Raw genomic sequence first — 13,108 nt, forward strand, 5'->3', positions numbered from 1 at the left:
TCTAACATAATACTTACTTGAAACTCCTAAACATATCTATGAAGCAAGTTGAAGTAGCTCATTGCATAAAAGATTGTAAATGCTAAAAGCAGCACGTTTTGGTGAATATTTTGCTGCTGTTTCAATCGCATTTAACTTGAGTTGCAATAACACATTGCGATCGGCTTGAATGAGCTTACCAATACCCTTGACACAATCCTCAATCGATGTGGTGTCAACAACTACGGAGTTAAAATCAGGGATCGCAAATTCATCCGTTCCTCCTTTATCGGGGACAACAGGAATACAGCCAGAAGCCATCGCTTCTATAGCTGTACGGCCAAAAGCCTGGAAATCAGAAAGATCTAGAAATATATCTGATTTCCGCAGCAGGGCCGCGACTTCTGAGCGACTCAGATGAGGAAAAATCGTAGTATTTTTGGGAATCGGTATCCCAGCAGATTCAATCAGACTGCGGTCAGAGCCAAAGATGGTAAAATGCACTTGATTTGGAAACAATTCTGATAAAATTTTAGCGACAGCTAATGTGCGACGGGGAGCGCGTCTGGCTGTGGTGAATCTTACCATCATAGAAATCTCGATACGAGAGTTTTCACTCTTTAAATGAGGGTAGTAAACTTGATGATCGATGCTGGCTTGGACTTTGTGAACATTCACGGCATGATTGCGATCGACAATATGACACAACCAGTTGGTTTTGGCAAACCGGACAGCATGGGGAATCAGTGTATAGGATTCTCGTGCTTCTTCCCACTCAGAGGTATCTATACAAGAAAATAAGGGTTCGTAATCTTGTATATAGTAAGCCGGCAAAATCTGGTGATTGTCTCTGACTAGCATTTCCAGCATTTTTACTGAGCTATAAGTCGTTGCACAGACAACAGAGAAATTTTTAGCTAAGTTTTTTAGGTCTGTTAAAGTTTGATAAGAGATAGCAATTTGACCGATCTCGGGAATTTCGGTTGTATAACTCTTTAAAAAGTCAGTAAAGTTAGATTGATTGACAGCTATTTTGACAGGGATGCCGCAGCGATAAAGTGCTAAGGCTTCTTGCACGACTGAATGAGCACCACCTCCACCGCCTTTGACTGGCAGAATAAACAAAATTTTGGGACATTCATCATTGAAATTTAACTTGACAGTAGGCTGGTAAGAGGGAATAGATTTCTTTGTATCTAGCTGACCGTTCTGGGCTAAGGCTTCCTTTAATTTGTGATAAGCTGGAGAAAAGTTGGGGTCAAGCTCAAACGATTGACGATAACAGCTAATTGCCTCTTCCCAGTGCTGTTTTTGGCTGAGAAGTTCTCCTAAATTGTGGTAAACTTTGGCAGAAAAATCTGGTTTGAGTTGAATAGCTTGACGGTAGACTGCGATCGCCTCTTCTGTAACTTCAAGTTGTTGGAGAGCTTCGCCTAAACGATAGTAAGCTGTAGGGGAATTGGGGTTGAGTTCGATCGCCCTACGGTAAGATTCGCTCGCTTCCTTCCATTGCTTGAGTTGACTGAGGGCATTTCCTAAGTGATGGTGAGCTTTAGAAAAATCCGGTTGCAGCTCAATGGCTTGACGGTAAGATGCGATCGCATCCTCATATTTTCCTTGTTGTCGGCAAAGTTCTCCTAAACTGTGATGAAAGTCAGAGTTATTTGGGTTGAGTTCAATCGCTTTACGGTAGGTAACAATCGCCTCTTCTATTAGTCCTTGTTTTTCCAGAGCTTCGCCTAAACGATAATAGGCGGTAGGGAAATTGGGGTTAAGTTCGATCGTCTGACGATAACAGGCGATCGCTTCGGGCCACTTTTTGAGTTGTATCAGAACATTTCCTAAGTTATTGTGAGCTTTAAAAAACTTTGGTTGCAGCTCAATTGCTTGACGGTAAGAGACGATCGCATCCTCGAATTGCTTGAGTTGACCAAGGGAATTTCCTAAATTATGGTAAGCTTTAAAAAACTTGGGTTGCAGCTTAATTGTTTGACGATAGGAAGCGATCGCCTCTTCATGTTTTTCTTGTTGTTGGCAAAGTTCCCCTAAACTGAAATGTAACTCAGGAGTATTTGGATTAAGCTCTATAGCTCGACGGTAAGATGCGGTCGCTTCAGGCAATTGTTTAAGTTTTACGAGGATATTTCCTAAGTTATTGTGAGCTTGAAAAAGCTTTGGTTGCAGGTCAATTGCTAGACTATAACAGGCGATCGCCTCTTCATATTTTCCTTGTTGTTGGCAAAGTTCCCCTAAACTGTGGTGAAAGTCAGGGTTATTTGGGCTCAGTTCAATAGCTTGACGGTAGGCGGCGATCGCGGCTTCTGTTTCTCCAACCTGTTTTAGAGCTTCGGCTAAACGATAGCAAGCAGTAGGGAAATTGGGGTTAAGTTCGATCGCCTGACGGTAGGCGGCGATCGCTTCGGGCCATTGTTTGAGTTGGCCCAGAGCATTTCCTAGGTTATGGTAAGCCTTAGAAAAATTCGGTTGCAGCTCTATTGTTTGACGATAACAGGCGATCGCATCGGAATGTTGCCCCACTCGTTGCAAAACCTCCCCCAAACTGCGGTGAAACTCAGGGTTATTGGGGTTGAGTTCAATAGCTTGACGGTAGATAGCGATCGCCTCGTCTAATTTACCTTCCCCAGCCAACTGTTTGCCTGTTTGGAAATTTGTTTCAGCAGTTTCTTGATTAATTCTTGTTGACATATACACGCCTATATCGATATTGTTTTTATCTGAAATTATTCGGGATTGTGAGGATGTACGATATGTTCGCGGAGTTTAAGACGCAAACGATCGAGAGAGCGATTATTTTTTATTTCCTCTGTCAAAGCCTTGACATTAATATCAGGATGCTTGGACTTAAAAGCTGCCGAACCTTGCCTACAAAGCTCTTGACGGCGTTCGTGTCCGAAACTTTTAGACTTAGAGTGATATACGTAGGCATGATCGGCGATCGCTAGTTTAAACCCAGCTTTACGAGCTCGAATTGAAAAATCATTTTCTTCTCCATAACCGTGAGGAAAGCTTTCTTCATCTAGCCAACCTATGGCATCGATTACAGCTCTCTTAATCATGTAACAAAAACCATTAACAAAATTCACACAAGGAAATGCTTTTTCGGAAACATTTGCTACTATATCACTCAGATTTTCCAGGGAGCATCCTTCAGGAATATTGTTAATCATCCAGCCACCGTTCTTGTCAAATATTTCGGGAATAGATTGCCAAGATGCACAATTTGAGAGGGGGCCGACTATGCCAATATTCTTTCTAGAAGTAGCACATTCAATTAACTTTTCAATCCACCCCGGAGTAACAATTGTGTCACTGTTTAATAAAATTATGTAGTCACCCTTGCTGGCGCGCAGACCAATATTAGCTGCTTTGGTATAACCGCGAGCCATCTCATTTCTAAACAAAGTCGCTACAGAAACCTCTTGAACCCACGACTTAAGAAAGTCTCTAGTTTCTGGTTGAGAACCGTCATCTACAATCAGCAAGCGATAGTCAACCTTTGTGTGTCGTCTAATCGAATTCAGACACTCTTTTACATCCTCGAAAGCATTGTGAACGCAGAGAACAATATCAACTCGCTCGACTGTAGATTGTGGTACAGGCGAGAATTTAAATGACAAAGGAATTTGTAAAGATTTATTATTAACCTTCCGTTCTCCACAAAAATCAATCAGATCCGCTTGCGACTGTACAGCGACATCTTCAAAGCCATCATTAATTTGAATCACAGCTTTCCATAGCTGTAAATAAATTTCAAAGTCATCAGGCTTAAGCTGTAGCCCCATCTGATAAAATACGATCGCTCCATCCCTGTGTCCTTGTTTCATCAAAGCATTCCCCAAACCCAAATAGAGTTTCGGATCTTTTGGGTTAACCTCCAGAGCTTTGTGATAGAGCTTGACATTATCTGGATTTTCTTGAAGAGCTTGACTGTAATAACTAATAGCTTCCTTGGCAGATAATGGGCTGTGATTTCGCAGCGCATCAGCCAAGTTTTCATAAACCCAAGGCAGATCAGACTTTAACTGAATTGCACTTCGATAAGCAACAATCGCCTCCTCCCACCTCTGCAACTCCACTAAAGCTGCGCCCAAATTATAGTGAGACCAGTGGAAGTCAGGATTCAACTCGATCGCACTTTTATACCCCTCAACCGCCTCTTCCCATTTCTCCTGCTTAGTCAGCACATCCCCTAAATTATTGTGCGACCAACAAAAATCAGGATTCAACTCAATAGCCAGACGATATGCAGCAACCGCCTCATCTAACCTTTCTTGTCCTTGCCAAATATCCCCTAAATTGTGGTGAACTTCCCACAAATTAGGCTGAAGTTCGATAGCTTTCTGATAAATTATTACTGCTTCGTCCAAGTCACCATTTTTAACAAGAGCATCCCCAAAACTATGATAAATTTCTGCTGAATTAGAGTCGATATCTAAGGCTTTACGGTAGGAAGAAATAGCTTTCTGCCACTCTCCTTTTTTCGCCAAAGCTTTTGCCAAGCTGTAGTGAGGTTTGGCAGCATTGAAGTTATTGCCCCGACTCAAGTAGGAATGCTTGTCTCGCTTTCTATCCTGTTCCCCAGATTCCGAGACAGCCATTTTTAAACTAACCGATTGTGGAGGTAAAACATCCGCAATGTCTTGCTGCGATAAGACGGATAAATCTGAATACTTATTTACTGGAAATGCAATGATATTGGATTGGTTGCTCATACCCTGTGCCTGTGGTAAATTGAGACTGTTAAAGCAGTTGAATTTATTTTTCATCTGCCTAGCGAGGTATCCGGAAAGTTGCTAAACTTTGGCTAGTTCAATGGCGCGGTTGTAAGCCTCGATCGCCTCATCGATCTCGCCTTTTTCTTGCAGGGCATCCCCTAACTTTTGGTGAACCTCCCAGATATCCGGTTTCAATTCAATGGTTTTTTCATAACATCCGATCGCCTCATCCAACTGACCCCAACTGTCCAAAACATCCCCCAAACTTTGATAAGCTTGAACCAAATTAGGATTGAGCTCGATCGCTCTCCGATAACAGGCGATCGCATCTTCGCGCCGATCGAGACTTGCCAAAGCTTTCCCCAAACCGTAATGATGTGCATCGAAATTCGGGTTCAGATCGATCGCTTGTCGGTAAGCCGCGATCGCCTCTTCCCACTGTCCCATAACGCTCAAAACCTCCCCTAAATTGTGATAAGCATCCGCATAACTCGGCTCCAACTGAATCGCCCGCCGATAACACGCAATAGCCCGGTCAAATTGACCCAGTTCTAACAAAGTATTGCCCAGAGTAAAGTGTTCATCAGGCTTTGCCCAATTGAGATCGAGAGTCAGAGCTTCATACCAGCATTCTGCCCCTGCTTGCGGCTGACCCGACTGCAAAAATACCCTCGCTAAATTCCGGTAAGCCGATGCTAAATTCGGTTTAATTTCAATTGCTTTTTGGTAACAAACAATTGACTTTTGCCACTGTTTCTGCTGAGCGCAAAGGCTGCCTAAATTAACATGAATTTCAGCAAAATTTGGCTCGATTTCCAAGGCTTGAGCGTACCAATACCGAGCCGCATCTACCTTGCCCATTGCTTGGGTAGCATTCCCCGCAATCTTGTAGGCAAGTGCCGCCTCCGGTTTAATTTCAATAGCTCGCTTGCACTGGGCGATCGTCTCCTCAAATTTACCCTGGGCGTAATAATCTTCGGCCTGTTTGATGTATGTTTCTGCACTGACAGAATTGACTATCGCCGCAGGTTTGCCACTGTTACAATTACCGCTATCAAGTGCGGATAATGTTAGACTTTGGGCAGATTTTGAATGACCGTTATTCAGATTGCTTGCTGGTGGCGACGAAGCGATCGCATCCCCAACTTCCACAGCGGCAGCAGGTTTCTGACTGATTCGATCGCCCTTTACCTGCGTCGCGGGGGCAAAAGTATCTGCTGCTAGACCGCCAGATACCGAAGAGTTGCCCTTAACTGCCGCTACTTTCTGCAAACAGACAGCAGCTTCATCCAACTTGCCTTGCTTTTTTAACGCTATCGCCAGATTTTGGTAAGCCGCAGTTAAATTCGGATTTAACTCGATCGCGCGGCGGTAACACGCGATCGCATAACTAATTCGACCTTGTTTAAACAAAAGGTTGCCCAGCTTAAAATGCTGATCTGGCGATACCTTTTCCGGTTCCAAAGAATAAGCTTCGTACCAGCACTCGTTCGCCTCTTCTAGTTTTCCCTGCTGCCTCCACACCCTAGCCAAATTCCGGTAAGCTGGTGCTAAATTCGGTTGGATAGCAATCGCTTTTTGGTAGCAAGCAATCGCCGACGGTAGCTGTTTCGCCATAGCATACAAAGTGCCAAGATTAACGTAAATTTCCGCGTCGTTAGACTTAATTTTTAGGGCTTTTTTATAGCACTCGATCGCTTCTTCTATATTCCCTTGCAATTGCAAAATCTTGCCCCACAGTTTGTAAGCAGCTACCGCATCCGGTTTAATTCCAATAGCTCGCTTGCACTCAGCAATAGCTTGCTCAAAATGTTTTTGAGCGCTATATGATTCTGCCCGCTGAATGCAGTCCTCAGCCGTTTCTTGTTGCCGAAAATCCGCCGTAAAACCGCTATCAACAACTGTCACCTGCGACAAAACATCAGCCGAGTTTTGAGTTGCAGGTGCAAAATTTTCCGAAAGGGCGATCGTATTTAACTGTTGCGGTACAGCAGGAATTGTTGTCGGCTGCTGCAACTGTAGGCGAGGTTTTTCAGCGGAGATTGTGGAATCGAGTTGCAAGGAATTAGCTGCAACATTTCCCTGCAAAGTAGATGTTTGGGGATTCTCAGGCAACTCAGATTTTGGGTTCAAGCTCACCACTACTGTTTTGAACAAATCCCCAAAAATGTTAGCTGGACGTTCAATTATCTTTCGATAACTAGCAACTTCTTCCTGCACCTTTTTTTGAGCTTTTAGAGCATTTCCTAACTGTTGGTAAGCTTCGTTTGAATTGGGGTTTAACTCGATAGCGTGGCAGTAACAGCGTATAGCCTGCGTTACCTGATTCTGCTTCAAAAAGTTATCGCCCAGATGAATGTGTTCTTCAGGAGTTGCCTTGGCAGGTTCCAAAGAATATGCCTTAAACCAGCACTCGTCAGCCTCAGATAGCTGCCCCATTTGCGCCCACACCCGAGCTAAATTTCGGTAAGTTGAGGCTAAATTCGGCTGAAGCGCGATCGCCTTTTGGTAAAATGCGATCGCAGATTGCCACTGCTGTTCCTGAGCGTACAGCGTCCCCAAATTAGTATAAGCTTCAGCAAAATCAGGATCGAGTTCAATAGCCTTAGCATAGCAATTTTTCGCCTCCTCTACCTTGCCTTGAGCTTGCCTAGCATTACCCAAGATTTTATAAGCCCTCGCATCTGCTTTAACTTGAATAACTCGCTGGCAAGCCGACGCCGCCTGCTCGAATTTCCTTTGAGCATAAAACGCTTCTGCACCTTGAATGTAGACTTCAATATCGTCATCCTTGAAGGCTAAAACACCTTGGCTGCTATTAGCTATTGGATATTTTACCTGAGCAGAATTGGCTTTTTGGTAACAGATCAAAGCCCGTTCCCAATCTTTTTGTTGGGTGTAGAGAGTAGCAAGATTACTATAAACCTCCGCAAAATCAGGCTGAATTTCAAGAGCTTTCACGTACCAATGCTTTGCCTTATCTAAATTACCTTGTACTTGGCTAACCTTGCCCAAAGTTTTGTAAGCTGGTGCAAAATCTGGTTTCTGCTTCAAGGCTTGATCGCAAGCAGCTAGAGCATCGCTTAACTTGCCTTGTTCTAAATAAAATTCAGCCCGTTTTTGGAAATAATCTGCTGATTCTTGGTTCATGATTGCCGTAGGATTTTTAGGTTTTTCAAAAGATATTAAATTTGGGGGCTTTTTTGAGGAAAATAGATTAGTCTGTGCCAGCATCTTTTTGAGTGAATTCAAATTGACTAAAATATCTTCAGTCAATGGGTTTTGATACATTAACTGTCGAATTGGGTAACAGTTAAAGCTTTCTCCTATTACATAATAATGTTCGAGATTTAGCTGTTGAGCGATCACCCAATAATAGTGCCTGATATAATTGGGAGAAACTAGCTCAATTACTTTTGTTCCCGAAGCACAAAATATAATATTTGTCACACCGCTGCCGTGCGGCGCTACAATAGCTTTGGCGCGAGAAAATAATGCTATTTGCTCCTCCAAACTAATAGATTCTAGTAGCACTGAAACAAAGCCAAATCCGCTTAAAAATTGGATTACCTGTTCTTCATTGATGACTCGGCGATAGTTGGATTGGCTGCGGCTGATATAGATGCGTTCTGGATAAAGATATTTGCGATCGTCTTGCTCGCTTACCTGTGTACCTCTAGCGAGAAATATGTTCGCACTACAGAGTTTTGTAAATTTTTCATTTAAAAAAACCCGTCTCAAAAACTCAAGCGCCTGCGGCGACAGCCAGCCCAAATATCCGGAAAAAGAGGGAACAATTAATTGTTTGGCTTGAATGTAAGGATGGCGATCGCTCTCGATAATTTTATATTCAGGAATCCCTAACGCTTTCAGGGTTTCTAGCTGAAAAGGCTGCTGGTAGCTATTAACCAAAAACCAATCGATCTCTTCCAGATTTATCCCCCAACGCTGCAAAACTTCAATCCGGGGCAAAATATCCACCATCCAGTGAAAATAGACATTTCCCGAAAGTCCAGCCAATACCGCCACCGTACCGTCTATCTTTTCTAAAGGCGGCAATTCTTCCGGTTTTAAATTCAGAAACCTGTGCTGAGTAGAATGTTGATTTTCGCATCCCGGCAACTCACCCGGATATTCGCGGGAAAGTTCGGGTAAAAGCCGATCGCCAGAATCGATAATAGCAATAGCATTGCAAATCATCCAAGAATTTTGCTGCGGTACAATCCAAGCCCGCCCGTTTGGGAGCGAAGTCACAAACGTTTCCGGCGACTCAACAGCAGTCTCTCCCTGCTGAGCACAAGAATATACGCCATTACCTAAATGCAGCGGCTCAAACTGTCTGAAAATGCGCCTGAGACACCGCTGACAATCTAAACCCTGACAGTCCGATTTTTGCTGTTTATTCCCGTTAACAAGGGAGGGCTGTTTCATAATTTCAAAATCAGAGTCCGACAGGGGTTTAAACCCTTGGCGGGCTGAGGGAGAATCCCTCAACTCCTGCTGCTTTTTCAATACAGCCTGCAACTGCTCGGAAATATCAGAGCGATCGCCCGCAATTGCCAGCACCATGTGGTAAACTACAATTGCCGCCGAAAATCGTTTCTGCTGACTCAAGCAATCAGCCAGCCGCCAATAAATATCTGCATTATTAGGTTGAACTTGTAAAGCTTTTTGGTAATATTGTTCCGCTTGTTCGTAGCCACCGTAATCGAATAAAGCGTTGCCCAAATGGAAGTAAGTCTCTGCTAAATCCAGGAGCAATGATGAAGGATGAAGCGGATTTTTAGCAAGACTAGGAATCGCGCCACCAGAGCCGTCCTTTCCTTGAAGTTGCTTCAGAAATCTGACACAGGCTATTTGAGCTCGATCGAGTTCATTAAATTCTTGTACGGAAGTCAACCGCATCTCTACTTGGTGGCAAAAACCATCAACAAACTCGCTTTGCATAGAAATAGCATTTTGCCAACATAACATGGCCTCAGCTAATTTGCCTTGTGCCATCAAAGAAAAAGCCCGATCGCTGTATGCTGAAATATGATGCGACTGTTTGCTAATTACCCGCTCAAAACATTCTACTGCAAAAGTATGCAGCCCCAATCTTTGAAATGCTTTGCCCAAATTGTAACGTGCCATGACTAATTCTGGCTGCAACTCGATCGCGCGGCGGCAAAGGGCGATCGCTTCCTCTGGCTTCCCCAGTTGCAACATAGAAATAGCTAAATTATTGTACAGAGCAGCATCATCGGGGGCTATAGCTATTCCCGCTTGAAAAACCACAATTGCTTCGTCAACTTTGCCCTCCTGCACCAGAATGCAGCCCCAATTGCTGTAGGCATTTACTGCGTAGGATAAAAAAGCTGGTTGAGAGCTTTTTTTCCAGCAAGATATCGCTTGCTGGTAACTGTAAATCGCTGCTTCTATCCTGAGTTGCTGTTGAACGACAACGCCGGTATTGTAGTGAGCTTTAACGTCATCTGGGTTGACAGCCAGTGCCTGCTGGTAGCTGTCAATCGCCCCTGTAAAATCCCCCTGCTGTTGCAGAACTCTACCCAAATTGTGCTGCAATTCGGGGCTGTTTTTTCCGAGAGTTAGTGCCTGTTGGTAGTGAAAAGCAGCATCTTCTATCTTTCCCGCGCGATCGCACAGCAAACCCATTTTGGCAAAAGCTTCTACTAAATTGGAATTTTGTTCCATCCCTTGGGTGATGAGCATACTTAAATCACTAATTTAAAAAGGTAAATTGCAGCCACTAGCCGTAAATAACATCAAACCCTCAAGTGATTAACCAGCTTTCTGACTTTTGAAGCCCGAGCGGTTATTTTTTTGGTGAGCTTTTGGCCAGCAGATAATGTTTAAATTCTATTAATGATAGAGCCACCCTAAATCGGGACAAATTTTAGATAATTTCAAAGTTGTTCGACCCAATATTCAGGTTATTGCCTACTTGAGCCACGATCGATATTTGACCGTTTTGATTGCGGTAGTACAGCGAACCGTCAACCGGGTTGTAGATCAGATTAGCTGCGCCCGCAGTCCCAGGAGTGTTGGGATTGAAATTGGGGTCAGTAATAAATTGGTTGCCAGTTAGATTGCCCGGTATTAAAGCATTAAACACAGCTTTGTCAAGCTGAATTTTATCTTCTGTAGGGTTAAAGTCGGTCAGAGTATCCATATTATCTATGCCGAGGAACTCGAAGCCGAATGTATCAGCCCCAGCACCACCTGCGAGGGTGTCGTTTCCTCTGTCGCCAGAAATAATATCGTTACCCGCACCGCCTTCTACGATGTCATTGCCTTTACCGCCGTACAGAATATCGTTGCCATCGCCGCCAAAAACAGTATCATTTCCTAAGTTGCCACTTACGAAATCATCGCCGGGGCCGCCTTCAACCAAATCATCGCCTTTACCGCCGTAGACAGTATCATTTCCCTCGCCGCCGCGGGCTGTATCATTTCCCTCGCCACCGAACAGCAAGTCATTGCCAGCACCGCCTTCTAGCAAGTCATTGCCTCTGTCGCCATACAGAACATCATCGTCGGCGCCGCCATCGATGACATCATCGCCTTTACCGCCGAACACAGTATCATTTCCGTCGCCACCGAGGAGGGTATCATTGCCCTGACCGCCGAACAGCAAGTCATTGCCAGCACCGCCTTGCACCAAGTCATTACCTCGGTCGCCATACAGAACGTCATCGCCGACGTCACCATTGACTACATCATCGTCTTTACCGCCGTAGATCAGATCGTTTCCGTCGCCACCGCTGACGGTATCATTTCCTTGGTTGCCAAAAAGAACGTCATTGCCCGCGCCGCCTTCTACGATGTCATTGCCTTTACCGGCGTAGACAATATCGTTTCCGTCGCCGCCTCTCAAGATGTCATCGCCACCTAGACCGTACATGATGTCATCGCCACCTAAGCCGGCAGCTTCATCATTACCAGAGCCTAGAATGATTTCATCGGAACCGATGTCGCCGTTAATTCTGTTTGGTAAATCCGGCGAGCCTTGGATAATTAGACCGCCAAGAGCGTTTTGTTCAACGCTTAGGGGTTGAGTGGTATTTGTTACTTGGGACATAGCCTCTCATCTCGAATGGGGGGATATCTATCGAGAGCCTTGATCTCTCTTGTGAGATGTACTAGCTACAATCCTGATGTCCGGAATAGTTTTATATGAAATTAGTCAACAAATGTAAAGTATTTATGTTGTTTTTGTGTAAGTATATAAAAATGATCTGACCCGAAAATATTTAACTATCCAGAACTTTTGAATTCACAATTCATAGCAAATCCTAGTTAAAAATCCCTGATAACACTCTGCTGTGGGAACCTTTCCTACACAATCGAAGTCTAAGCATATAGTGACTCACAAATAAAGGGGTTATTTAAGTCGGATTTTTGCTCACCATTCACTGCTCAAAACTCTTTTCGGTGAACCAGAGTTGCACTAGCTTGGTCTGTGGGAACTAGCAAGACTTCGCTAATATTGACGTGGGGCGATCGCGTCGCGCAAAAATAGACGACATCGGCTACATCGTCCGCAGTCAAAGGAGTCAATCCTTGATAGACATTTTGGGCTTTTTCTGCATCGCCGTGAAAGCGGACATTGCTAAATTCTGTTTCTACCAAACCGGGTTCTATTTCCGTCACCCGCACCGGTGTTCCCAAAAGGTCTTGTTTCAACCCATCAGAAATCGCTCTCACTGCTGCTTTGGAAGCGCAATAAACATTACCTTTGGGGTAAGCTTGACGGCCTGCTATTGAGCCGATATTGACTACGTGGCCGCCGCCTCGGCTGACCATTCCCGGTACAATGTAGCGAGTCACGTACAGCAAGCCTTTCACATTGGTATCAATCATTTCTTCCCAATCTTGAAAGTTGCCTTCGTGCAGTTTGTCTAAACCGCGGCTCAATCCAGCATTGTTAATCAGAATATCGATGTTTTTCCAGGCATTGGGTAGTGCAGTTATCGCCGATTCGACTTGCGGGCGATCGCGCACGTCCAATTCTAGCAAGTAAATCTGGTTCATCGATGCGATCGATTTTGTTTCTACAAGTTCGTTTGCCAGTCGATCGAGCTTTTCTAGACGGCGGGCTGCTAAAATTAGTTTGGCTCCACCTTTGGCAAATATCTTGGCACAGGCCGCTCCGATACCGCTACTCGCACCCGTAATGAAAACAATTTGATTTTGGATAGAAATCATTTTTTGGCAGTTGGTAGTTAGTAGTTATTGGTTATTGGTTATTGGTTATTGGTTATTGGTTATTGGTTATTGGTTATTGGTTATTGGTTATTGGTTATTGGTTATTGGTTATTGGTTATTGGTTATTGGTTATTGGTTATTGGTTATTGGTTATTGGTTATTGGTTATTGGTTATTGGTTATTGG

At 44.1% G+C, this 13,108-nt stretch carries 5 protein-coding genes; all 5 read right to left on the reverse strand.

Annotation, left to right across the window (positions count from 1 at the left end):
* Positions 1 to 36 precede the first annotated feature (36 nt).
* Positions 37 to 2,685, reverse strand: coding sequence for a tetratricopeptide repeat protein (locus tag IQ270_RS10315; protein WP_193973134.1), 2,649 nt, complete (start codon positions 2,683 to 2,685; stop codon positions 37 to 39).
* A gap of 35 nt (positions 2,686 to 2,720) precedes the next feature.
* Complete coding sequence (locus IQ270_RS10320; RefSeq protein WP_193973135.1) at positions 2,721 to 4,712, reverse strand: tetratricopeptide repeat protein; 1,992 nt, start codon at positions 4,710 to 4,712, stop codon at positions 2,721 to 2,723.
* 81 nt (positions 4,713 to 4,793) lie between these two features.
* Positions 4,794 to 10,427, reverse strand: a complete 5,634-nt coding sequence (locus IQ270_RS10325; RefSeq protein ID WP_193973136.1) for a tetratricopeptide repeat protein — start codon at positions 10,425 to 10,427, stop codon at positions 4,794 to 4,796.
* 184 nt (positions 10,428 to 10,611) lie between these two features.
* Positions 10,612 to 11,796 (reverse strand): calcium-binding protein, encoded by a 1,185-nt coding sequence (locus IQ270_RS10330; RefSeq protein WP_193973137.1) that lies wholly within the window; start codon positions 11,794 to 11,796, stop codon positions 10,612 to 10,614.
* 338 nt (positions 11,797 to 12,134) lie between these two features.
* Complete coding sequence (locus IQ270_RS10335; protein ID WP_193973138.1) at positions 12,135 to 12,923, reverse strand: SDR family oxidoreductase; 789 nt, start codon at positions 12,921 to 12,923, stop codon at positions 12,135 to 12,137.
* Between the last annotated feature and the right edge of the window lie 185 nt (positions 12,924 to 13,108).

It is taken from the genome of Microcoleus sp. LEGE 07076, assembly GCF_015207455.1.
Classification (GTDB): domain Bacteria; phylum Cyanobacteriota; class Cyanobacteriia; order Cyanobacteriales; family Microcoleaceae; genus Microcoleus.

What these genes read in the sequence shown, in the direction of transcription:
- IQ270_RS10315 (WP_193973134.1), bottom strand. Translation starts at nt 2,685, where the DNA reads ATGTCAACAAGAATTAATCAAGAAACTGCTGAAACAAATTTCCAAACA.
- IQ270_RS10320 (WP_193973135.1), bottom strand. Translation starts at nt 4,712, where the DNA reads ATGAGCAACCAATCCAATATCATTGCATTTCCAGTAAATAAGTATTCA.
- IQ270_RS10325 (WP_193973136.1), bottom strand. Translation starts at nt 10,427, where the DNA reads ATGCTCATCACCCAAGGGATGGAACAAAATTCCAATTTAGTAGAAGCT.
- IQ270_RS10330 (WP_193973137.1), bottom strand. Translation starts at nt 11,796, where the DNA reads ATGTCCCAAGTAACAAATACCACTCAACCCCTAAGCGTTGAACAAAAC.
- IQ270_RS10335 (WP_193973138.1), bottom strand. Translation starts at nt 12,923, where the DNA reads ATGATTTCTATCCAAAATCAAATTGTTTTCATTACGGGTGCGAGTAGC.